Genomic DNA, 22288 nt, shown 5'->3' on the forward strand with positions numbered 1-22288 from the left:
CTCCGGTCGGCTCCGCCTCCCTCCGTCCCGTCAGCGGCGGAGCCAACCTTCAACCGACACCATGAACCCGAGGGTGGAGGCAGTTCTTCATGACGCAAAGGGGGCAGTTCCGGATGGCGTTTGACACTTGCACGAACCGGGCCAAGGTTCATGACCCAAATGGGTTTTTGTTCCCGTATGACTCCGGTACTCCGAAGGAGCCGAGGATAATGCCCAACCAGGGTCTAGAATCGAGGGAGTACCAACCTCTTCTGCGGCCCCGCGCTTGTCCCCCACATCACGGGGCCGCTTCATTGGGGGGACGTGGCTGAAGTTGTCGGACCAACCGGCGCTTAGCGGTGGCCCGATGGAAGACGACAACGACGAGTTCTGGACCGACGAGCGGCGAGCGCGGATTCGCGAAATGCTTGAGCGCGAAAACATCCGCCACGACCAACTCCGCTTTCATGTTATCCCAGAAGAACTGGAGCTGTCGTTACAGCGCAGGGCATCACGGCGGCGGACCTTTCTTTTCTGCCTCGTCTTCGTCGTCGTCGCCAGTCTCGGAATCGGAGCGCTGTGTTGGTTTCTTGACTTTTGATTATGAGTGGCGATCCGGGCGTCCGATACCTATCAGCTGACCATGAGCCTCGGATCAATCTCTTGAGGTCGAAGCCTCGAAGCCGTGGCGCGCCAGCGCGTCACAGTCGGGGTCGTCCCAACTTGGAAGATCAGAGCGCAGACGCGCCACGCTCGGATGCCAAACTGGCGCGCAATATCCGGAGCGGGGAGCTATTCACCGGTAACGCTGCGGCACGCTCTTGTGAGCAGCTGCGAAGGCCAAATGCGGCAAAGCGGCAACACTTAGACGAAAATCGCGGCAGCCATGGCGATACAACCTTTGCTCGCAACCCAAGCCGTGCATCATAGCGCCATATTTAATTCTTGTTGGTTAGGGTGGATACAATGAAAAAGATACTGGCAGCGGTAGCGTTGACGATTTCGGCTGGCACTGCGTCCGCCGCCGACATGTCGGTCCCCTATACCCCGTATACGAAGGCTCCTTACGTTGCACCGATGGCCAGTTGGTCGGGCTTCTACCTCGGGGGCATGGGCGGTTACGGCTGGTCGGACGACGTGCGAGCAAGCATCGGAGGGCTATCCGTAACGACATCAAGCAGCGATCTTAACGGCGGCTTTGCTGGCGGCACGATCGGCTACAACTGGCAAATGGGTAATTGGGTGATTGGCGCTGAAGCCGATGCCGCTTGGTCCGATATCAAATACTCGGTGTCAGGTTTTGGCGTGACAGCCACCGATAAAATTCAGTCCTTTGGGAGCGCTACGGGCCGAATTGGCTACGTGCCCGCACAGTCTGTCATGGTGTATGTCAAAGGCGGTTACGCCTGGGCCGACAATCAAATATCAGCGTCGGGTTTCGGAGCGACTTTCGCTGAGAGCCGATTTCATTCAGGCGGAACGATCGGTGCTGGTATCGAATACATGTTTGTGCCCAACCTCTCCGGGAAGCTCGAATACATGTGGACCGACTACGCCAATACAAATTACCTGACCAGTTTTATTCCGGGCGGGGTTGGCTTGGGTGCTACCGTCAACACGGTGAAGGCGGGCATTAACTATCACTTCTTCGGGCCTGCCACAGCTCGATACTGAGCCAACCGGTCTCCCTTGGAGACGATTTTCTAACGTTGGGAGCTTTGGGCTACTCACATCCTGTGCCGCCAGGCACCCATGTATCGCATTGCCCTGGCGGCGCATTTTCATCGCGCACTGTAAACGGAGCGTCCGGTCTCCGAAGCAATCTTCTGGGCCGCCCTCATGGCGGCATGCTCATCACCTAGTGTCGATTTTGGTAGGGCTCGGCGGGCTTGTCAGTCCGAACTATGGTCCGACCGTGGACGAGCGCATAGGGATGAACGGTGAGCACCGTGGGTGACCCCCTTTGCCCTCCCCTCTCTGTACGCAATGCGGAGCAAGGAGCAAGTGACGAAATGGCGATCGCAAGAGCCTTCAGCACCTCGATGGCTGCATCCAACAAGAGTGAGTTCGGCAGGAAATCAGACTTGCCGCATCGCCGATGCCGGCCGATCCTAAATCTGCGGCGATAGAAATCTCCACTCAGTCCATCGGTCACACGACCTTGCGCAGCGGCCGGTCTCGATCCTCGAACGCGCGACCCGTGCGATATCCGGACGGAAGCCCAAAGATCGCAAGCCGCGCGCCACACGTCACCATCAGATTACCAGTGGGGCCTCATGCCTAACAGCCGCTGGGTCTCTAGCCTCGGCATCTCTCCGTATATCTACGGGTCGAAGACGCCAGCGGGCATTTCCTCTGACTGGCAACCAGTGTTGGATACTCGCAAAAAGCGGGAAGTCGCGGCACCATCCTGTGCTACCAATTCACTTGCCAGAGCGGGAAGCATGAACCTGCCGATCCGCAGAAGGCGCTGATTTTCTGAACGTTTGAGGCGAAGGTTATGGCGGCCGAATTCATCGACTACTACGAAGCGCTGGAAATCAGTCCAAAGGCTAACCCCGACACGATCGAGCGCGTCTTTCGCTACTTCGCGCAACGCTATCATCCCGACAATCAGCAGACCGGGGATCGCGACCGCTTCGACACCGTCATGGAAGCTCATCGAACGCTCACCAATCCGGAGAGACGCGCACAATATGACCTGGAGCACAGGGATCGTGTGCATGCGCGCAACAGACTTGTCGGCGAGTTGCGCGACGGAAAGCCTATCGAGCATGGTGTCGAGATTCAAGAAAAGCTGCTGTCGCTTCTGCTATTGAAGTGCCGGCAGAACGTCCGCGAACCCGGCGTCGGCGATGCTGAACTCGAACAATTGCTGGGCTGCCCGGCTGAGCATCTCGAATTCCATCTTTGGTATCTCAAGGGAAAAGGCTGGATAAGCAGAACCGAGAACGGCCTGCTGGCGATCACCGTCCAGGGCGTCGATCAGGTCCATTCCCAACAACAACAACGTCGCGGTGCAACAGGTCTATTGACCGACCGGACCCAGATGCGTTCTGCGTAGCTTCCACGCCCTTTCGACGCTAGGCCAACTCCAGAGACGAGCCTACGAAAGGCCGGCGCCGATCGCAAGCTTGTCAGCGACGTCCGGATCCGGCGCCGCGGCGACATGAGGAAGTGACCCGTTGTTGTTTTGTTGGAATGCCACTCGCGAAGCGCCCCACATCGTTCTCTGGCGAGCGAGCAGCCTGCGTCACGATTCCTTTCCGCACCGGCGACTATCTCGGCTGCGCTATGAACCAAAACCACGGGCCAACGTAAGCAAGGATGTGGGCGAGATCGACGTGCGCCGCTCGTAGGATAAAAATACAGATCAACGCCGCAGCAACCGACGGAGCGAAAGGAATAATCCCTCGGTGACCGCTTGCGGTCTCCCGGCTCTTCACCCAGCCGCGCGTTGCGGCCAGGCTATGCATCGCGCAAAATAGCCCAAGCAGGATCGCGAACATCAACGCGTCCGAGATGCCGGTCCAGAGAAAAGCAACGCCCATGATCTTGACGTCGCCGGCCCCCATCCAACCCATCAAATAGAAGACAAACATCGCCAGAAACATCAGCGCGGCGAATGCGACATTCCAACCGAGACCGGCCCACTGGCCATTCAAAACGGCGTAGAGAACGAAGAGACCGAGAAGCGCCAGAACGCGGTCGTTGCGGATCTTGTATTCGCGCAGATCGGTCCATGCGGTCTGAAGCAGCACAGCGCTGGTCACAACCAGGACCAGCTGGCTCCATCCAACTGGAAATGCCGTCACATTTCCGCTCGTGCAGCGCGGATGTAGAGCAGGTGCGAGACTGCGAAGGATAGCAGGCAGCTGCCGAGGATCGTGGCGAGCACGTAGAGGCCGGCACCGGACGGTACTGCGATTCCCACGAGTGAGGCCTGGGCGGTAGGCGGTCCCGGGGTTTGCCAGAACAACACCAGAAGCGCCGCACAGGCAAAGCTCAAATGGCTTGCCAGCGCCAATGGAAAGCGCGATTTCACAACCAGGCCGACGCAGGCCAGTGCGAAGATCGGTAGCGCAATGCCAAACAGCTGAAAGCCCTGGATCGCGACGACGTCGCTCAGCGCCATATAGCTTCGCTGGAAGATCCCGAACATTCGGAGATTAACGAACCAGAGCCATTCCGAGCCTGGCGCATATTCCAGCGCGCGTGCGGCAATCTCCGCGCAAAGGGTAGCCGCAAAGAGCGCCAACGGTCCCAAGAACTGCAGTCTGTGGATTCGGGTCATGAGACCAGCCATACGCCAAAGACGTTTAGCTAGTCTTAAGGGGTTCCATTACTCGAGTGAGCGGGCCTGGCAACCCAAGTTAAAGTGCCAGTCTAACTAAACAAAAGGTGACACAGGCCATCAAGGCTGGTTCTCCGGAGGCCGTTCGATGAACCTGCGGCTTCCATTGAGCAGCTCGATGTTATTGGCGATGACCGGGTTGCCCGGATCAAGCGAATAGGCCTTCATGAACTTCTTCCGGGCGCCGCTCAGGTTGCCCCGGAGCATCAGCGAATAGCCCTGGTCATTCAGGACCTGAACGGTCTCTCCCCCAAGCCGAATCGCCTGCGCATAGGCCTGGTCGGCAAGGTCGAAGCGTCGTAACCGGTCATAGCTCGCGGCGAGCCCGACCCAGGCAGTAACGTCTTTCGGCGACTTTTCAACCGCGTCCTTGAAGTAGCGCTGGGCATTCCCATAGCTGCCGCGATTGAACTGCTCGAGCCCCATCCGCGTCGGCTCGTCCGACGGATAGTATTTGACATCGGTTGGCTCCTGGACCGGATCGGCTCCCGCAGGCGCGACAGGTGCATCTACGGCCGCATCGCGTACCGTCTCGCAGGCCCCCAGAGCCAACGCCAGCCACGCGCATGCCAGCCAGCAGATTAGACGCCACATAGTCGTATCCCCCACCCGGACCACCCCCGGGAATGCTCCGAGCTTACTGTAGCGCAATCAAACTTAATGTACCGTTTTGATCACACTCATTAACTTTAGAACGACCGGCCATGTGACGTTCACCGAGCCAGCCCGGAATATCCGGGCTATCGCATCGGTTGCGATGCGGCCGGCGCTCGTTTCCCAGCGCGGAGCGGATTCGTGCCAGCGAACGAGCTTCGTGTTTCCTGGCCAATTGGGCATCCCTGAGGTGGTCTGGCCTGTCGGGGGCAAACCGCCCCGAGCTGCGCGCACGCCGTCCGGCTCGCCTCAAGGAGGCATCGGCGGCGATCGTCCGAGCGGAAGGCTGCGCGCACGGAGGCCCCCGTTTCGGCTGCATTGCACAAGGCCTAGTGGTGCACAGCCTTGAATACAATCATCAGCTTCACAATCACCGGGAACAGGATGACGATCAATATCACAGGGAAAATGCACGTTCCCAAGGGAATCACCATCTTGACCGGCAGCGTATTGGCACGTTCTTCAGCCCGCAGCAGGCGCTTCTCCCGCATCTCGTCCCCAAAAATGCGGAGCGTCTCTCCAACGTCGCTACCCAGTTCGATTGATTGACGGAGGGTGCCAACAAACGCGCGCGCTTCGTCAAGCCCGAGACGATCGGCGAACGATCCGAGCGCATCGATCGTGCTCCGGCCGGCGCGGGTCTCCGCACCGAAGAGCATCAGGTTCATGCCGAGCGCGCGGCTTCGCTTGATGATCTCCGAGCTGATTCGCTCGAGCGCCGCCTCGAGACCCATCCCCGCGTCGACGCAAACGACCATCAGATCGAGCAAATCCGGAAATGTCGTCGCGTATTCGTCGGCCAGTTTCCGTGTGCGCCGGGAAATGTATGCATCGGGTCCGAAAATACCGATGATCGTCAGCACCACGACAAGCCCGAGCTTCGCAAGCGGGTTACTGTCACTCATCAGGAGGAGCGTGACCAGATAACCGAGGATCGGCAAGGCGACGACGAGACCGAGCCGCCAGACGATGTAGTAATTGATGGCGTTCGGATGGAAAAAGCCCGCGCGCAAGAGCTCCTGACGCAGCTTCGTTCGCGCCGGCCCCTCGACCTTGAAACGCTTCTCGTTGAAATACTTCAGGACGACGGAGTTCAGACTGTCGAACGCCCTGGGGGCAGATTCCCGGTCCCGCAGCGGAAGGGAAATCCGCTGCTGGACCTTCATCTCCCTGGTCACATATTGACCGGCGACGAACACCAGCCCGCTTACGGCCGCGAAGGCCATGAGAGAGATGAGAACTGGAGAGGATTCAAACATGTTCAGATCTTGAAGTTGACCATTCGGTAAATCACGAAATTCCCAATTCCGAGCAGCAGCAGACTTCCTACGACCGCGACACCGACCAGCGGGTGGTCCCTTACCTCGGTGAAGTAGCTCGGATTGATCAGGTTCACGAGCACAAAAAGGATGAACGGTATCGCCGACATAAAATAGCCGGACATCCTGCCTTCTGACGTCAGCGCTCTGACCTTCAGGCGCAACTTGGCGCGGTTGCGCAACATGCGGGACAGCCCGTGCAGGATTTCTGCGAGGTTGCCGCCGGTCTGGCTTTGGATATTGATGGCGATGGAAACGAAAGTCAGATCCTCCTGACCGACGCGGGCCGCAAGGTGATCGACCGCCTGCTGCTGGTCGAGGCCGAAGCTGATTTCGTCGATCAGGATGCCGAACTCGGTTCCGATCGGGTCGGGCAGTTCGCGCGCCACCAGCCCAAGCGCCACGCGGAACGGATGTCCGGCGCGCAGGCCACGGACGACGATATCGAGCGCTTCCGGAAGCTGCTCGCTGAACCGGGCGATCCGCGACGCCCGCTTCATCCGCAGAACAAGATATCCGGCTCCCACGGCCGCGGGGATGGCCAAGACGATCGCAACGGGGCCAAGCTTGAGCCAGAACGCCAGAGGCAGGTAAAGCAGCGCGCTCACCGCCACGAGGAAGATGCCGATGCGAGCCGGATCGAGCTTCATCCCGCTCTGCATGACGAGTTCATCGACCCACTGCAGACCCGGGACGGCGCCCACTGACGCAAACCCGCGTTCGCGACGAAGCACGTCCAGCACCTGAGCCTGGTCCTTCAACTCATTGCTGAGCGTGAGGCGGCGATTGATGATTTTTCGTTCGGTGCGCGAGCGGAACAGCAGCCAATAGAGTGCACGGACGCCGAGCAGCACCGCCGCGAATATCAGGGCATAGATGACCCAGAGTTGATTGCTCATGATCGCTCTACAGAGGCCGCGTGGGATCGAAATAGCTGGCAGGGAAGTCGACGCCGGCATGCTTCAGTTCGGACAGGAACACGGGCCGGATGCCGGTGGACCTGAAGCTTCCCTGGATCATGCCGCGATCGTCGGTGGATTCCTTGACGTATCGGTACAGCTCCTGCATTTGCAGGATTTCCCCCTCCATGCCGGTGACCTCGCTCACGCTGGTCACCCGCCGGCTGCCGTCCGGCAGGCGTTGCAGCTGGACGATGAGCCGGATCGCGGATGCGATCTGGCTCCTGATGCTTGCGGTCGTCATCGACGCGCCGGCCATGCCGACCATCTGCTCGAGGCGCTTGACCGCATCGCGCGGGGTGTTGGCGTGGACCGTGGTCATCGAACCTTCGTGACCGGTGTTCATCGCCTGAAGCATATCGAACGCTTCGTCGCCGCGACACTCGCCGATGATGATGCGATCGGGCCGCATACGCAGCGCGTTCTTCACGAGCTCGCGTTGCCGCAGCTCGCCCTTGCCTTCCGCGTTGGCGGGGCGGGTTTCCATGCGAGCCACGTGCGGCAGCTGCAATTGCAGTTCGGCAGCATCTTCGATCGTGATGATACGCTCGCCTTGCGGGACGTAGCAGGACAGCGCGTTGAGCAGCGTGGTCTTGCCGCTGCCCGTGCCGCCAGAGATGATCATCGACATCCGGCCCTGCACCGCCGCTTCCAGCACCTGTGCGACCGGGCTCCGCAGCGCGCCGAGTTCGATCAGGCGATCCATCGAGAACGGCCGCTTCGAGAACTTGCGGATCGAGACCAGCGGTCCGTCGACGGCAATCGGCCGAATCGCCACGTTGACGCGCGAGCCGTCGGGTAAACGGGCGTCGACCGTCGGTGACGACTCGTCAATCCGACGCCCGACCGCCGAAACGATCTTGTGAATGATGCGAAGCAGGTGACCTTCGTCCTTGAAGTGAACGGTGGTTTCCTCGAGTTTTCCGAACCGCTCCACAAAGCAGCTTTTGTGCGTGTTGATCAGGATGTCGGTGATGGTCGGATCCTTGAGCAGAGGCTCGATTGGTCCATATCCGATCATCTCGTCGACGAGATCTTCGACGAAGGCCTGCATCTCGCGCTGGTTGAGCGGAATCTTCTCGGTCCGCACGTACTCGGCGACATAGACGCGGAGCTCATTGACCAGCTCCTCGCGCGGCATCCGCTCGAGCACGGCCAGATTGAATTCATCGATGATCTTGGCGTGGAGCTTGATCTTGTCGTCGATCAGCGCAGGTCGCTGGGAGATCAGCTCCTGGTACAGGCGCTCGTCATCGAGCGGCGGCGGCGGCGGCGCAACAACGCGCGGCTTGAAATTGGGACGCTGCTCTCGGGTGGCGATGCCTGTCGAGAAAAAAATACTCATGAAAAAAACCCGCAACTTTATCTGTGGGCCCGAACCTGCGCTAATTTATTGCGCCGCAAATTTAAAGTTACACAATCCTTAATCCTTGTCACGTGACACTATGCAACGAGGTAAACAAGCCCGTGTTATTCCGGTCCCCGCTGAGGCCCCGTGCCGGCGGCGACAACTGGCTTGGCCTCGGAGACGATCAGTGCGACAGGCGAGATATCCTTGCTCGCCTTTCCTGTCCCCTCGACCGTCATCGGTATTCCGGTATTGACCGCGTGAGTGGCAATGTCGGGACAGTCCCGCACGTAGATCACCTCCTCCGAAGCGAGAAGATTCGTCACGTGATTGCGCCGGGCGAAGCCGCCGACGAGACGGTGTTCGCACCGATTGAGGACCACGACGATCTTCGGAGGCACCCGCTCCACCGCCCGCACGGCGGCCAGCGTCTCCGCGACCTGGCGAAGGCCCGGAATCGTGTTCAGCCCCGAGACCACCGTCACCTCGACGGCCGAAAGCAACTGGCGCGTCCAGTTGAACCAGGCCACCGGAAGATCGAGCAGGATGAGATCGTAGCGCGCGGCGATCATCTGGAACAAAGCCTCGAGCGCCGCGGGATCGATATCGGCCGGCCCGCCCTTGCTGCGCGGCGCCGCCAGGACGTCGAGGCCGCTGCTGTGATGGGAAACGAACAGATCGAACAATTGCTTGTCCAACCGCTCCGGATTGCGGGCGATTTCCTGGATCTGCATGCGCGCTTCGATGTCCAGATAGTCGCAGACGTGGCTGTTCTGGAAATCGAGATCTATCAGGCAGACGCGGCGGTTGCGGCTTCGCTTGGCGGTTTTGATCTGGATGCCGACTTCGATCGCCAGCGTGCTGTTCCCGACCCCGCCCGCGCCCGGCACGAATGCCACCATCACGGGTTCCGTGGATGGCGCCGCCTCGACGGTATCAGGGCCGCTTTCCTTGCCAAGGCGTGACAGGATGTCGAGAATTTCGTCGGGTGCGCCGCGCGTCGAGGCCCAATCGGCGCCGCCGGTCTGCACCAGGCGCTTGTAGTCCCGGGCCGGAATGTCGTCGCTGATGAAAATGAAGAACAGGGAATCCCGGTATTCCGTCGCGATGGAAACCATCCGGTCGAACGATTCCGGCGAGTTCAGCACGACCGGAAACAGGATACAGGCCAACTCGCCGCTGCGCTCCGCATTCTTCGGCAACGCCTTGCTGATCTCCTCCAGACGGCTGACGATCTGCAAATCGGGCAATTTGTCCCGGATGCGTCGTTCGAGGTCCTTCGCCTGATTCGCGTCGCCCCCGCCATTGAACAGAAATATTTGCATCGTCCGATTAAGCCATCAAAGAGCGGCGCCTGCGCCAGGCGTCAAAGACGCGCCAACGTCCCAGCCAATGATCGTTCCCCACAATCTTCATTGCAGCAAGCGAAATCGCGGCTGTCGTTGTCGCAGTAAAGACAGCCGCTTACAGGTGCCTGATGTCAATGGGAGCCTCGCAGTAACCTTTACGGCCCGGGCAGCTCCGGAAAGACGCCAGCCCGATCGCCTCACGAGCTGGGAATTGTCGGGTAGCAGGACTGGGCGTGCAGCGTAACCGAGAACAGGTAGGTCATTGCAGTAAACGGATAGGACGCGGTGACCATGTTGCCGTTGGTGCAGGTAGGTGTGCCTGGATTGACGGAGAATGTATTCGTGGGCGGATTGAGGCCAAAGGAATTGGCTGCCGCGTAACTCTTGATGGCGGCAACATTGGCCGAGGCGTTCGGCGAAGAGGACACGTTCGTGTAGCAAGGCGACGCTTTCGTCAGCCCGCCGTATTTTATCGCGATGTCAGTGACGCTCGCGCAGCGCGCCGCGAGTTCCACGCCGTGCTGCAGCCCGACCTGTGCCCACAGCACCAAGCCTGCCTGCATGATGCCGAATGTCAGCGAGAGCCAAAGCGGCACAACGACCGAAAATTCGACCAGCGCTGCGCCCCGCTCGTCACGAAATAGCTGTGATAGCTTCATCGGAGGCGCACCGTGGAGGTTGCGGAGATGTTGTAGGAACTGCTGTTCACCAGGCCGTAGCGTATGAGCGGCTTGTACGGCGTGGTGGGCGTCGCGGTGACGGTGACGTAGAGTCCCTGGACGTTGACCGGGCAGGTCCCTGTGCCGCACAGATCGCACGAAGCTGCACAATAGGTCACCTTGGTCGCCGCCGGACAGCCGCAGAACTGCGATGACGTCGCCGTCACCGCAGTGAACCTAGTCGCGCCTGTCACAGCCGTTGTGATGGCCGACGAATTGTAGGAGTTGTTCGTCAACGCGTATTGGGCGCCGGCCTGCGCCGCGTTCTGCACCTCCATCTTGTTGAAGACGAGAAGCCCATAATCCATCGTGTAGACGGCCATGGCGACGAGCATCGGCGCGAACAGGGTGAACTCGACCATTGCGGCGCCCGTTGCATCACTTGCCCGGGTGACGATCCTGCGGACAGCGTTCCACATCCCAAGCCTTGAAAAGCGTGGTTGCCCGAACATCGCTACCTACTCCACCAGCGCCGCGACTTGCCCGAACGTCTTCACGCCCGGCACGCCGGTACAATTCCCGGTGAAACCGATGGAGTTTCCGCCAAGCTCGACGGTCTTGGAAATGATCTGAGTACAATTGGGCGTGCTTCCGGTATTGCCCAAATACTGAATATCCGCATTCGGCGCGTAGATCACGCCGGTGATATTCGCAATGGAGCTGTTGCCTTGGGCAAACATATTGCTCCCTGTCGAATTGGGCTCCCAGATGGCAATCCCTTGATTCCAACCGCTGGCCGTCGGCGCGGTCAGGTTCAGCGTGGAATTATTGGGGTTGTAGAGAACGACGCTGCTGGTGCCGGTCAGCACAAGGGTTGCGCCGGTGCCAGTAACGGTCTCATGACCCGTACCGTCTTCCTCGAAATTCCCGGACAGGTAATAGATGCCCGGGCCGATCGTGGTGCTTGTGCCCTGAATGTTCCAATTCACCATCGACCCGGAATTGGTGCCGCTGCCCATGGTGAAGTTCGCATTCGTCGTCAAGTCACCCGCTATAGCGAACGTGTAATTGCCATTTCCAAGCGTGGTTGCTGTTCCAATATTCCAATTGCCTGTCAAAGTGAACGTATAGTTGCCCGTCCCAAAATTAGTCGTCCCGTTGAGATTCCATGCCGGCGTCGTCGCCCCATTACCAACCGACGAGAAGGTGTAGTTGCCGCTTCCAAACGTCATCGTTCCGGTGTTCGCCCAGCCCCCGGCACTGATTTTTATATTATAATTGCCGGTTCCAAAATTGACGATACCAGCGTTGTTAAAGCCACCGGTCGTTACGACGATTGTCGAAGCGGCGCCGATATTCAAGGTGACGCCGCTCGGAACGGTTAAGCCCGCCGAAAAAATATAACCTCCCGCGCTCATGGTGACGGTCGTACAATTGGTGAAAACAGGCGCCGCCGCGTAGGTCCCCGGACTTAACGTTATTGTCGTTGGTCCTTTCTTGGCGCAAGTCGGTGGCGTTTGGGGCGTGCTGCAACCCGAGCAAGCCGCTGGCAATGTCGGCGCCGTCTGCGACGTTGGCCAAGATGCAGCGGCCGTCGCATAGGGGTCGGCAACGGGTGGATCACCGGTGCTGCTGTTGAAAATCGTCGATTTCGAATTTCCGTTCAAGACGATCCCACCGGCCGTGCCGATCGCCTCTGCAGAGAGGACGTTGTTGTTTCCATTGATCGTGATTGAGTTGGAGCTGGTCGAATTGCTGAAGATGCTGCAATTGGTCAGGGTGATGTTGAGGTTGTTGATCTTGGCAACTGTGGAGATGCCCGCGCCACTTCCGGCGAGTGCTAATATGCAGTCCCCCACGCTGGGGACGATCGCGACGCCGCGGCCACAGATACTGACATTGCTCTTGAGCCAGATCCCCGAGAGTGCGGGAACCTGCGGCTTGGTCACGATGACCTCGATCGCGTTGTTGCCGGTATAGTTCGACGTCGAACCGTAACAGCTTCCGCTCGGCGGCCTGTTCACCGCAACCGTCACATTGTTCTGACCGTTGACGAGGTTGTAGTCGTTGGCAGTGATCGACCTCGCCTGCGACGTGATGTCCGACGCCGTGTTCGCCGCATAGGCTGCCGCAGCGCTGTAGGCCGCGTTGTCGGCCGCGCTCTGCAGCATCCGCTTTTGATAGAGCCAAAAGCCACCCTCGGTAGCAAGAGCGGCGATCCCAACGAAGACGGGCACTGCGATCGTCATATAGACGATGATGCTGCCGTCCTCATCGTGCAAAAGCCTCGTTAATGGACCGAGCCGGCGGGCGCTGTCAGACTCGGCGAATCGGGGCCACGGAAAAAAACGCTTGAAGCTCCGTTTCATGTGCTCAACCTCTTCTAAAATGACTCCTCACCAAAAACTTTCCCCCAATATCCCGGGTTCGGCATCTACGCCCCATCGCCGGCCCGGGCACTATCCTCCTCTGCCATGCCGCCGAACCCAAATGGTCCGCCGGTGATGTCCTCGACCGCCGTTACCGGGTCGGCACGGAAATTCCCGCAGATCCCGCACCAGATCCGCTGATATTGATGTTCTGGTTGCTCGGCGGCGGCTGGCCCATCGCCTCGCCTCCATTCCCAATGTTGGGAAGCTGATCGACCGGCCGCGTCGTGGTGCTGTAACGGTTGACGGCCGCGCCGACACGACGGGCGTCGGACACGATCCGGCGATCGCCGACATAGCGCGGCCACGGATGGATAATGTGGGTGGCGGCGTTGACCTGCTTGGCGTCGCCGGCGCTCAAAGTGATCTGGTCGGAACGCTGGAAGTAGCGATCCATTTCATCGTTTCCGGCCAGGCCGTTGCAGGAGCCGATCGTGACGATTGCAAGCAGTACAGTGCATGTCATGCCGGTGGTCCTTTAGTTTAGGGTCTTGACGACGGGCTGTTCGACCGCGACCGGCTGCGGCGCGATGACGCCGCGGACTTCCGGCCCGATCAGATGGCCATAGGGCCCTTTGATATCGCCGCCTGAATTGACGTAGTCGTTGTAGCGCTTCTTAACTTCCATCTGGCCGTTAAGGAAGAAGTCCACGTCATTGGCCGGCAGCCGCGAATCAAGCGGCGTGGCCAGCGCTTGGCCCGGCGCAGCTGGCGCTACCAGGTGCGGCGTCACGATGATCACGAGATCAGTCTCGTTTTGCAGATAGGACTTACTGCTGAATAGCGTCCCCAGCACCGGCACCGAGCCGATCCAGGGTAGTTGCGAAATATCCTGCTGGTTGCGGTTCTGCAGGAGGCCGGCGATGGCGAAGCTCTGGCCGTCCCGCAATTCAACGGTGGTGCGAGCGTCGCGACGGGTTAGCGCCGGAATCGTCGTCCCGGCGATGCTCACCGCGTTGGTGAAATCGAGCTCGCTGACCGAAGGCTCGATGCGGAGGTTGATGATACCCCGGGACAGTACGGTCGGAACGAAGCCGAGCTCAACGCCGAACTTCTTGAATTCGATCGTCACAGTCGGCAACGCGCCGGCGACGGCCGTGGAGGCCACTGGCACCGGGAATTCGCCGCCGGCCAGGAAGCGGGCAGCATCGCCCGACAGCGCGATCAGATTCGGTTCGGCCAGCCGACGCACCAACCCTTTGGTCTCGAGCGCCGTGATCAGCACGTCGAGTCGGTTGCCACCCTGGTTGATGACATTGGTCAGAACGTTGCCGAACGGAACCGCCGACCCGGCCAGCGTGCTGGCCGTACCGAGGAGCGGGATACCCGATAGGCCCCCCGTCGCGGAACCTGGCTGCGTCTGCGTGATCGCTCCGTTGGAGCCGCCGGCGCCAAGTCCCGTGTTAACCAGTTGGTTGCCGGCGCTGTTGCCGCCGTAGAGGTTTACACCCAGCTGTCGGCCCGCCGTTCTGTTGACCTCGAGGAAGCGCACCTCCAGCATCACCTGCTGCGGCGCTGCGACGTTCATAGCGTTGACGACGACGGCGCCCTTCGGAACGGTGCCTGTCGCGATTGACATGGCGCGCTCGGCCACGACTGCATCGGTGACCGTTCCGCCCAGGACGATCTGACCTTCCGAGGCGGAGACGCGAATGCCGCGGGCGCCGGTGGCGGACGCGATGTTCTGCTGCAAATTGGCAGTATCGATCATCACTTGCACATCGAGCACCGCGATCTGGCGCGACTGGTCGTCGAAGAACACGACATTGGTGGTGCCGGTCTGCTTGCCCAGCACGTAGATCGTGCGGTCGCCGAGCGCCTTCACGTCGGCAATATCGGGGGAGCCGGCAACGATGCTGGCGAAGGGCCGTTCAAGCCGGAATGTTTTCGACTTGTTGACGATGACGGTCACCCGGTGAACGTCAGACGCGTCGGCAATGATCCCGTTCTCGATCTCGCTCTTGCGATCCGCGGCCGCAGCTCCGTCGAGGGTGCTGCTCCATGGCATCGCTGCGACGACCAGGCCGAAGGCGAGCAGTTTCCGGCGGGCTTTCCGCGCACCCCGATGTTGATCCATTCCCCTCGCCCCGTTCGTCGTCATGGCGGCTATCCCGTTGCCCCGCCTCTCGCAAAGGCCCCTTCCCGCTAGAGTACAGATACACCCTAACCAGCAAGTTTATTTGCAACACCCTTGCAAAATTTTACTCGGTGGCGCCGGCGACCTTGCCCGCCGCCTGGTCCTTAGCCAACTGCTCCTTGCCCGAGCGCTGGCGGATCACGTCGTACTGCTTTTCGTCCGTCCCGTGGTAAATCGTGACTTTGACGGTATCCGACTTGCTGAAGACCTGCGCGATCGTCGGCACTGGCTTTTCAGACTCCGGGGCAGGCTTGGCCGCGCCGGCCTGGCGCTTGGGGAACCCCGGCAGGTCGCTGTCGGTGACACGAGCGGCCTCGGCCGACCGTCCCTCGCCGGGCTGCCGCAGCACCAGCGACAGTTTTCCAATGTTCTGGGCCAGCAGGATTTTCTGCGCCTGGTCCGGGCTGGCCTGCAACGTGACGGCCTTGGCGACCGTGGCCACAGTGGGCTGGTCCTGACGATCGTTGGCCAGTTGGTCGATCGCCAGCACCTTGACGTACTGGACCAGCACGTCGGCCGAACTTTCGGTCTCACCCTTCTGGGTTTCGCTGCGAAGCAGCACGACGTCGACCCGATCGCCCGGCAGGATGAACCCGGCCACGCCGCGGACATCGTCGACCCGAATAGTCACCGCCCTCTGTCCCTCTTCGAGCAGGACCGACAGCGACGCGCGCTGCCCGGGCGCAGTGATCTTCGACTTGACGATCATTTCATTGCGTTCCACCGCGTTCAGCACGACCCGGCGGCCGTCCTTTAGCAGGTCCGTTTTGGAGGCGAACGCCCCATCGGGGAGTTTCGGCTCGGTCCAGGCAATCTCCGTGACGTTGTCGGGCGTCAGAACCGTGCCGAAAGGCAGGGACGCTCCGGCCACTACAATGGTGCCGGCGGTTGCCGCGGTCTGCGGAGCGGTGTGCTGGGCAATCCAGCTGCGCGCCATCAGCGCCGCAACGACGCCCATCGTCAGGGCAAGAAACAGGATGATAAGATTACTTTTGCGCATGATTTAAATCCGCCATGTCGATCAGAGCTGCAACTGGCGTCTGATTAAAAAAACACCGACGAAATATGTCGCCGCAATCAGGTAAAGTGCGTCAGCTTCGTGGATCGCACGAAGCTGACACGTCTCAAAATCGACTTCGCAAAATCGATCTCAAATCCGCAGTCCCGATGAGCTGGGAGCGGATCAAGCAGCGCCGGTCGGCAGCGCCCCGTTCAGGGCAGACCACTGATTGCTGATCCAGGTGCCCACGGACACGATAACGGCGATCACGGCAACCAGCAGGATCCCGAGCAGCACGGTGTATTCGATGAGCGCCGCACCGTCTTCTTCCTTGCCGAACTTCTTGAGAGCCCCGAAAAACTTACGCATGTCATACGCCTCCAAAAAAGGGATTGGTTTCGATTACTAGGTCAATGGTGAGGAAATGCTCCGATCCACCATTGATTTAATTTTGAGTTAAATGAGGGCCGGTGTCAATCAACCCCCTAATTTTACGGGATTTATCGTTAATCTGGTTGTCTGAATGTAACTGAAAGTTCCCCATGACATGGGGGTGGGAGGACCCTACTCGCCTAGAAACTATCGGGGATTCGGAACGCACTGTGATCGCACTTAGCGGCCAAGGCCCGGAAGACTCCGCGGGATGACCCGTGGAGTCCGTGCGGCGTAAGAGAGGTACTCCGGAAAAGCCGACCTCAGGACCGCCTCTTCATTAATCATGCGCCGAAACTGCAGTGCCGCAATCGCCAGCACGACGACGATGGCGAGAGGAGAAATGACCTGGATGGCAACGCCGAGGAGAGCGATGCCTTCGCAAAGGTAGAGCGGATGACGCACGATCCGGTACGGCCCGTTCGTCACCAGTCGCCTGGCTTCCGCGTGGATGCTGAAGGATTTGCCGAGCCAACGAAGCACTATAAACGACATCACCGCGCCAATCGTCGTCAGCATCGTCGCCATGATCGACAGGACCGGACCGATATTCGCCTTCGGAAAAACAACCAGGGTCAAGCATAGGAAAGTGCCGAGCAACGCCGACACACGCGGCTCGATGCCCTTGGCTTTCATGATCGGCGACAGCCGCGTCAGTGCCGTTGCGGCGATCAGGACCAGAAACATGCAGTTGGCGAGGCGAGCCGCAGCCGTCAGACCGCGTTCGAAGCTATCTATCGGAACGACGTGATAGATGCCCGCGAGATTGACCATCGCTAGCAGCGTGAACACCACGACGATAACAACTCGAGCGGACCACTCCAGCACAAACCTGGAACCGAGCGCGCCGCTGGGAAGCTCCGTCACACCTTCGCCCGCACTCACGATGGTTTCGCCTTTGCCGATCGGTTGCAACACACGGCGTCACAATAGTCCGCCGTAGCGATAGTTTAAAGGCACAAATTAATGGTTGGTTAACCCTGAGCGGAGATCTTGATCGAATGCGCCTGTGAAGATTGAGATCTCGACGCTCTGCCCCGACGACCGTTACCGCGCACTTCGCCCATCCCGACAGGCCGCTTATCCCGAGATACACGAGAGATCAAGGCTTCGAGGCTCCCGCCTCCGCGCGACGAATGTGGACGACCGCGACGCTGTCCCCGTAAATCCGCTGCCATCCCTCCATTCGATCCAGCAGACCAACGGCCGGGGTCTTCGGAGACAGCAACGTCGCACCGATCTGGTACTGATCCAGCATCCGCACAAAATCGCTGCTGTCATTGAGCGAGACGGCTTGCTGGTATCGCGTGATGAACTCCGCTCCAAACAGCTCCGCGCGGGAATCGATAAACGTCGGAATATCCGAGCGAATCAGAAATCCCCCGAACTCGTAGTCGTTGAGGATGCGGCCGACATTCGCTTGCCTCGCTCTCTCCAATGCCGCCAACGGGGTTGATTGCGGCGCAAAGCCGGCCACCCGTTCTGCCACGCAGGTCGCACCAAGCAGGGCCGCAACGGCCGCGACGAATGCCGCACGCATTCCGGCGGTCAGGCTCGGTTCGCGCTGCGGTGGATGGTACGACAGGTGTTTCGCCAGCGGGCCGGCAACCACCAACGGTCCGAAAAGTCCCAACACGTCGACGTAGCGCCTGTGCGCGAGCGTCTCATGGACGATTGCGAGCACCACAAGGATTCGCAGGGGGGACAGCCTGAAACCGCTGTACAGCACGTAACCAATGCCGGCCAACAGGCAGACCTGCACGATCCCCAAGCTGGCGAAATCCAGCGGTTGCCACTCGCTGATCGTCGAAAGGATGCTACCCAGGCCAAGTATTCGAAACGTTACGATAAACGACTTAAATCCGTATGGAGTAATGCAGGCGGCTCCGACCGCCAGCAGGGTAAAGCAAAGCCACTGAACAGCCACCGCAACACGGGCGGATTTTTCCGAGACGACAACAGCCTCCAGCGCGAACGGCGCGATCAGCGCCAGCCCCAGCGTGAAGCTTCCATGCAAATTCGCCCAGAGCCAGATCACCGGCAGGTACGCAACCGAGGGCGCGCCCCGTTCCTCCGCTGCGCGGACGATGGCATGGCCCCAAAGCACCAGCAGGGGAAAAACGAGCACATGCGGCCTCGCGAGCGAATGAGCCGCCGTCATCGCCATTGCCGCCCCCACCAGGATCATCACGGGAATGTTCGGCAAGGTCTTGAGCAGTAGGCGGGTGAGCAAAACGAACGCCGCGGCAATCGACGCTGCGGCCAATATCACCGGTCCCGCCCAGCCGGCGGCCTTGAACGCGCCGAGATAGAGAATTTCGGACAACCACTCACTTGTTATCCATGGCGCTCCGTACATCGTGAACGAGAACGGATCGGCGTGCGGTACAGCTCGATGGTCGAGCATCCATTGACCGACTGCAATATGCCAATAGACGTCGGAATCATTGAGCAGGTGATTGCCGCTGGCCAGAAGGCTGACGTATGCCGTGGCGCCAAATATCAGGGGCAGCCAGAGCCTGATGCCATCGATGTCCTCACGATCGCGGACACTGGTCGGCGTAACCGGATGCGCGGACGAATGAGGATCGCCATATCTCTCGTCAGAGTTCACCGTCATGGGGCCGGCCGGAACAATCCAGGAATGTATCGCTTAAGTGGAAGTGACATCAGGTTGACCGCCGGATCGTGTTTGACGGGCGCCCCCTCGCCCTCAGGCGAGATTGGCGGCGCCTGGCTCCCACGGTGCTGGCCGGTCTCAACGTTCGCGATCCCCGACGAAGGGGTACAACATCTGGAACGCGTAACGCTGCGGCATCGGCTGGTCCAAACCATACGCCGTTGGCATTTGCTCCCTTGGGAAATGCAGCGTTCCGAACAACGCATCCAGGAACGGCAGTTGGGCGGCAAAATTCTTGTCACGAGCTTCACGATCACTGCTGTGATGCCAACGGTGAAACGCCGGAGAAACGAGCAGCATACGCAGCGGACCAAACCCGATGCGGACGTTGGAATGAACGAGGAATGCGTGCCAGGCAGAAATCAAGGCGCAGACGCCGATCGCCCATTCGGAGAAGCCCAACGAGATAACCGCAAGTAGCGGCGCACCTCTGGTGAGGATCTGGTCGACGGGATGAACACGCACGGCCACGAGCCAGTCGAGTTCCTCGCTGCTGTGATGGATCTCATGGAAGCGCCATAACCATGGAACTGCGTGAAACATCCTGTGAACCCAATAAATTCCCAGGTCGGTGATCACAATGATTAGGAGAATCTGAATCCAAAACGGCATGCCGCCGACCGTATCCTGAACGGATGCGGGGATGAGGCGCACTGCAACAAACAGGCTCGCGGCAATGACGGCCAGCATGCCAAGCTTGATCACCAGACCGTTCAGGAACAGGAAGACAAGATCGTTCCCCCATCCCGGTCGAAAGAGCTTCTGCTCGCCCTCCAAAGCGAACAAACGCTCGAGCGGCACGAAAACAACAAAGGTGATCAAAATAAGCTTCAGTCCGAGCGGGTCCATGCCGGCTCCCAAAAAATGCAGACTATCAGAGCCGACCGGTCTCGACCACGTGGCGGATCTGCGTGACGTCAAACGAGCTTAATTTCCGCACTGAGCCAGACCGTCTGCGCCGACGCCCGGCAGCAATTTGCCAGATTTGTTTTAAATTACAAATACTTGTGAATTGGCATTAATTCCCATTCACTTTAATACGACGCCATGTTTCAATATGTTTTTCGCGGAGGACTCGCTTCCGATGCATTACTCCGAATTTAATATGCCCACCCAGTTCGGCCTGATCGGCCTGATCGTGGTCGTGGGTGCGGGCTTATTGACGAGGACAGCATTCTTTTTTCGCCACGAACGCACGGGTGTTCGCCCGCTGTATCCGAGCAACTGGAATGCGACGCAGTGTCGGACCCTGGAACGATTTCGGCTGCTGATCGGCCTTGGACTCGCCACGCTGTGGGCTACCTATCTCTTCGTCGTCTCCTCGATGCCGCCGAATCGTCAGTACGAATATTTGGCGGCGATCCTGCTGATCATGATGCTGTCGGTAAGTTATGCCTGGGCCGTGCTGCTCTCCGCCCGCGACTGGAGCCGGCTCAACGCGATTCCGCACTCCTTCACGCTGTTGATCGCTCTGCTGGTGGTCTGGTGGGGAACGGCATTTTCGGCAATCGGCTGGACGTTGACAGAAGCGTCGACGGCTCAAGAGCTTCCTGGAATTTCAGATGGCGTCTACGCGGATCGAGGCGCATCGACCTTCGAAGGTCCCACTATCATCTGTCCATCATAGCGCCAGGTACGTCCCAATCGAAGCAGCGGGGCCTCCATCAACCTGGACGAGGCCAAGGCGAATGCGATCGACAGCAGCAGGGCGGCAAAGGTCACCATGACTTGCGGCACGGTTCCGATGTCTGGCCGCCCGTCAAGGATAAGGCCATGCAAGGCGCCGGCGATCGGTTGATGAATGAGATAAAGGCTGTAGGAGATAGTCCCGAACATCTGCCAGAAGCGCGAACGGAGAAAGCGAAATTGCGGCCAACCCCGCGCCGTGAGCAGCAGATATGACGCGAACAAAAACGCCATCAGGAGCGGACTGACAATAAACAGCAGAGTGCCGCCGCTGGCGCGGAATTGGAACACCGCCAGCAGCACCGCAGCCACGGCCGCCAACGGGATCAGGCGAAGAAGCAATTCACTCGGCATGAACCGTCGATGGACATAAGCGGCAAGTATTCCCGTCAACAGGATGTCACAGCGACTGAGTAGCAGCACCTGCCCCGCGATTTCACTGCCGTTGAGATAGAACAACGCGCGCGCGATACAGCCGATCGCAATGCCACCGATGATCGCGGGCAACAGCCAACGCGAAGGCAAGAGAGTGATGATCAGCGGGATGACCAGGTAGAATTGCTCCTCGACCGCCAACGTCCAGGTCGGCAAAAGCCAGGGTGCTCCATAGTCGCCCCGCAGCGCCATCACGAAGTTCTGCGTGAACGTGAAATAGGAGAGCGCAGGCAGGGGCGGACCGATCCATGGCGCGGGACCATGCAGCCAAATGAACCCCAAGGTGAGCGCAAGCGCCGTGAAGTAGGCCGGGAAAATACGGAGCGTGCGGCGGATATAAAATACCGAAAAGAAGTTTGAGCAGCCTTTGCGCTCCAGGATGATGGAGCCGATCAAAAAGCCCGAAAGCACAAAGAACAGGTTGACGCCCATCCACCCGACGGTGAAGCCGGGGAGCCCGTGTGCGACCTCCCCGAAGTAGTGAGCAAGCACCACGGCCAAGGCCGCCAATCCGCGCCCACCGTCGATCTCTGGAATGCGCGTTCCACTTGATATCCGACGCGGATGGCCCTGCGATTCCGCTGTCATCACATCGTCAACAGCGGCGGTCTGTCGGGGTAAAGGGCGTTCTGAAATATCGAGCATCAACCGCTTGGGCTGGTGTCCAGGGGGGCCAATTAAAATATACCACGAAAGCATAGCAGGAAAGGACATGAACTGGAAAGACATTTGCGCGGCCGAATCCGGAGGACTCGGCAGACTGCGGTGGCGATCGAAAAGGAACGACTCCTGGCGGGAAACGATCGGGTCGTTCAACGTCTCGGCATAGTTAAATGGGGGCGGAATGGCAGCGCTCTTGCTTTGCTGA

General features: G+C 59.6%; 22 protein-coding genes. 4 read left to right on the forward strand and 18 right to left on the reverse strand.

What is annotated here, in order from left to right:
* The first annotated feature begins 346 nt into the window (after window positions 1–346).
* From JQ586_RS37650 to JQ586_RS37660, 3 genes are all read left to right on the forward strand, one after another.
* Complete coding sequence (locus JQ586_RS37650) at window positions 347–580, forward strand: hypothetical protein (RefSeq protein ID WP_212399701.1); 234 nt, start codon at window positions 347–349, stop codon at window positions 578–580.
* 365 nt (window positions 581–945) lie between these two features.
* Window positions 946–1653 (forward strand): outer membrane protein, encoded by a 708-nt coding sequence (locus JQ586_RS37655; RefSeq protein WP_212399702.1) that lies wholly within the window; start codon window positions 946–948, stop codon window positions 1651–1653.
* Window positions 1654–2479: 826 nt separating this feature from the next.
* A complete protein-coding gene (locus JQ586_RS37660) occupies window positions 2480–3043 on the forward strand; it encodes a DnaJ domain-containing protein (protein WP_212399703.1) in 564 nt (187 codons plus the stop codon).
* 214 nt (window positions 3044–3257) lie between these two features.
* Here JQ586_RS37660 and JQ586_RS37665 read toward each other — a convergent pair whose 3' ends face one another.
* The 17 genes from JQ586_RS37665 to JQ586_RS37745 form a co-directional block, all read right to left on the reverse strand.
* The gene (locus tag JQ586_RS37665) at window positions 3258–3794 is read right to left on the reverse strand and encodes a prepilin peptidase (RefSeq protein WP_212399704.1); all 537 of its coding nucleotides are present in this window, start codon (window positions 3792–3794) and stop codon (window positions 3258–3260) included.
* The gene (locus JQ586_RS37670; RefSeq protein ID WP_212399705.1) at window positions 3791–4114 is read right to left on the reverse strand and encodes a hypothetical protein; all 324 of its coding nucleotides are present in this window, start codon (window positions 4112–4114) and stop codon (window positions 3791–3793) included. Before JQ586_RS37670 ends, JQ586_RS37665 begins: the two co-directional genes overlap by 4 nt.
* A 279-nt stretch (window positions 4115–4393) precedes the next feature.
* Entirely contained in the window at window positions 4394–4759 is a 366-nt protein-coding gene (locus JQ586_RS37675) for a tetratricopeptide repeat protein (RefSeq protein WP_249148633.1), read from the reverse strand.
* 557 nt (window positions 4760–5316) lie between these two features.
* A complete protein-coding gene (locus tag JQ586_RS37680; RefSeq protein WP_212399706.1) occupies window positions 5317–6246 on the reverse strand; it encodes a type II secretion system F family protein in 930 nt (309 codons plus the stop codon).
* 2 nt (window positions 6247–6248) lie between these two features.
* Window positions 6249–7265 carry a type II secretion system F family protein gene (locus JQ586_RS37685; RefSeq protein ID WP_212399707.1) on the reverse strand — a complete coding sequence of 339 codons (1017 nt, stop codon included), beginning with the start codon at window positions 7263–7265 and terminating at the stop codon, window positions 6249–6251.
* A complete protein-coding gene (locus JQ586_RS37690; RefSeq protein WP_212399708.1) occupies window positions 7213–8610 on the reverse strand; it encodes a CpaF family protein in 1398 nt (465 codons plus the stop codon). The genes JQ586_RS37685 and JQ586_RS37690 overlap by 53 nt, the downstream gene beginning before the upstream one ends.
* Before the next feature lie 125 nt (window positions 8611–8735).
* Entirely contained in the window at window positions 8736–9938 is a 1203-nt protein-coding gene (locus tag JQ586_RS37695) for a hypothetical protein (protein ID WP_212399709.1), read from the reverse strand.
* 221 nt (window positions 9939–10159) lie between these two features.
* Window positions 10160–10621, reverse strand: a complete 462-nt coding sequence (locus tag JQ586_RS37700; RefSeq protein ID WP_212399710.1) for a TadE/TadG family type IV pilus assembly protein — start codon at window positions 10619–10621, stop codon at window positions 10160–10162.
* On the reverse strand, window positions 10618–11043 hold the full coding sequence (locus JQ586_RS37705) for a TadE/TadG family type IV pilus assembly protein (RefSeq protein ID WP_212399711.1): 426 nt from the start codon (window positions 11041–11043) through the stop codon (window positions 10618–10620). Before JQ586_RS37705 ends, JQ586_RS37700 begins: the two co-directional genes overlap by 4 nt.
* A gap of 96 nt (window positions 11044–11139) precedes the next feature.
* A complete protein-coding gene (locus JQ586_RS37710) occupies window positions 11140–12990 on the reverse strand; it encodes a pilus assembly protein TadG-related protein (RefSeq protein ID WP_212399712.1) in 1851 nt (616 codons plus the stop codon).
* Window positions 12991–13141: 151 nt separating this feature from the next.
* A complete protein-coding gene (locus JQ586_RS37715) occupies window positions 13142–13516 on the reverse strand; it encodes a hypothetical protein (RefSeq protein ID WP_212399713.1) in 375 nt (124 codons plus the stop codon).
* A gap of 12 nt (window positions 13517–13528) precedes the next feature.
* The gene (locus JQ586_RS37720; protein WP_249148634.1) at window positions 13529–15151 is read right to left on the reverse strand and encodes a type II and III secretion system protein family protein; all 1623 of its coding nucleotides are present in this window, start codon (window positions 15149–15151) and stop codon (window positions 13529–13531) included.
* A gap of 100 nt (window positions 15152–15251) precedes the next feature.
* Window positions 15252–16187 (reverse strand): Flp pilus assembly protein CpaB, encoded by a 936-nt coding sequence (gene cpaB / locus JQ586_RS37725; protein ID WP_212399714.1) that lies wholly within the window; start codon window positions 16185–16187, stop codon window positions 15252–15254.
* Between the two features lie 183 nt (window positions 16188–16370).
* Window positions 16371–16556, reverse strand: a complete 186-nt coding sequence (locus JQ586_RS37730) for a Flp family type IVb pilin (protein WP_212399715.1) — start codon at window positions 16554–16556, stop codon at window positions 16371–16373.
* A gap of 243 nt (window positions 16557–16799) precedes the next feature.
* A complete protein-coding gene (locus tag JQ586_RS37735; protein WP_312017080.1) occupies window positions 16800–17537 on the reverse strand; it encodes an isoprenylcysteine carboxylmethyltransferase family protein in 738 nt (245 codons plus the stop codon).
* A gap of 184 nt (window positions 17538–17721) precedes the next feature.
* Complete coding sequence (locus JQ586_RS37740) at window positions 17722–19239, reverse strand: hypothetical protein (protein ID WP_249148635.1); 1518 nt, start codon at window positions 19237–19239, stop codon at window positions 17722–17724.
* A 138-nt stretch (window positions 19240–19377) separates the two neighbouring features.
* On the reverse strand, window positions 19378–20148 hold the full coding sequence (locus JQ586_RS37745; RefSeq protein WP_212399716.1) for a sterol desaturase family protein: 771 nt from the start codon (window positions 20146–20148) through the stop codon (window positions 19378–19380).
* Between the two features lie 235 nt (window positions 20149–20383).
* Between JQ586_RS37745 and JQ586_RS37750 the strand changes: the two genes are divergently transcribed.
* Window positions 20384–20926, forward strand: coding sequence for a hypothetical protein (locus tag JQ586_RS37750; protein ID WP_212399717.1), 543 nt, complete (start codon window positions 20384–20386; stop codon window positions 20924–20926).
* Here JQ586_RS37750 and JQ586_RS37755 read toward each other — a convergent pair.
* On the reverse strand, window positions 20869–22236 hold the full coding sequence (locus JQ586_RS37755) for an acyltransferase (RefSeq protein WP_212399718.1): 1368 nt from the start codon (window positions 22234–22236) through the stop codon (window positions 20869–20871). The genes JQ586_RS37750 and JQ586_RS37755 overlap by 58 nt on opposite strands.
* Between the last annotated feature and the right edge of the window lie 52 nt (window positions 22237–22288).

Origin of the sequence: Bradyrhizobium jicamae, assembly GCF_018130215.1 — a bacterium.
Lineage (GTDB): Bacteria > Pseudomonadota > Alphaproteobacteria > Rhizobiales > Xanthobacteraceae > Bradyrhizobium > Bradyrhizobium jicamae_A.

Bases quoted from the DNA above. Each gene is read 5' to 3' on its own strand.
- JQ586_RS37650 (WP_212399701.1), top strand. From the start codon at position 347: ATGGAAGACGACAACGACGAGTTCTGGACCGACGAGCGGCGAGCGCGG.
- JQ586_RS37655 (WP_212399702.1), top strand. From the start codon at position 946: ATGAAAAAGATACTGGCAGCGGTAGCGTTGACGATTTCGGCTGGCACT.
- JQ586_RS37660 (WP_212399703.1), top strand. From the start codon at position 2,480: ATGGCGGCCGAATTCATCGACTACTACGAAGCGCTGGAAATCAGTCCA.
- JQ586_RS37670 (WP_212399705.1), bottom strand. From the start codon at position 4,114: ATGGCGCTGAGCGACGTCGTCGCGATCCAGGGCTTTCAGCTGTTTGGC.
- JQ586_RS37675 (WP_249148633.1), bottom strand. From the start codon at position 4,759: ATGGGGCTCGAGCAGTTCAATCGCGGCAGCTATGGGAATGCCCAGCGC.
- JQ586_RS37680 (WP_212399706.1), bottom strand. From the start codon at position 6,246: ATGTTTGAATCCTCTCCAGTTCTCATCTCTCTCATGGCCTTCGCGGCC.
- JQ586_RS37685 (WP_212399707.1), bottom strand. From the start codon at position 7,265: ATGCCGGCGTCGACTTCCCTGCCAGCTATTTCGATCCCACGCGGCCTC.
- JQ586_RS37690 (WP_212399708.1), bottom strand. From the start codon at position 8,610: ATGAGTATTTTTTTCTCGACAGGCATCGCCACCCGAGAGCAGCGTCCC.
- JQ586_RS37695 (WP_212399709.1), bottom strand. From the start codon at position 9,938: ATGCAAATATTTCTGTTCAATGGCGGGGGCGACGCGAATCAGGCGAAG.
- JQ586_RS37700 (WP_212399710.1), bottom strand. From the start codon at position 10,621: ATGAAGCTATCACAGCTATTTCGTGACGAGCGGGGCGCAGCGCTGGTC.
- JQ586_RS37705 (WP_212399711.1), bottom strand. From the start codon at position 11,043: ATGGTCGAGTTCACCCTGTTCGCGCCGATGCTCGTCGCCATGGCCGTC.
- JQ586_RS37710 (WP_212399712.1), bottom strand. From the start codon at position 12,990: ATGAAACGGAGCTTCAAGCGTTTTTTTCCGTGGCCCCGATTCGCCGAG.
- JQ586_RS37715 (WP_212399713.1), bottom strand. From the start codon at position 13,516: ATGACATGCACTGTACTGCTTGCAATCGTCACGATCGGCTCCTGCAAC.
- JQ586_RS37720 (WP_249148634.1), bottom strand. From the start codon at position 15,151: ATGACGACGAACGGGGCGAGGGGAATGGATCAACATCGGGGTGCGCGG.
- cpaB (WP_212399714.1), bottom strand. From the start codon at position 16,187: ATGCGCAAAAGTAATCTTATCATCCTGTTTCTTGCCCTGACGATGGGC.
- JQ586_RS37730 (WP_212399715.1), bottom strand. From the start codon at position 16,556: ATGCGTAAGTTTTTCGGGGCTCTCAAGAAGTTCGGCAAGGAAGAAGAC.
- JQ586_RS37740 (WP_249148635.1), bottom strand. From the start codon at position 19,239: ATGACGGTGAACTCTGACGAGAGATATGGCGATCCTCATTCGTCCGCG.
- JQ586_RS37745 (WP_212399716.1), bottom strand. From the start codon at position 20,148: ATGGACCCGCTCGGACTGAAGCTTATTTTGATCACCTTTGTTGTTTTC.
- JQ586_RS37750 (WP_212399717.1), top strand. From the start codon at position 20,384: ATGCATTACTCCGAATTTAATATGCCCACCCAGTTCGGCCTGATCGGC.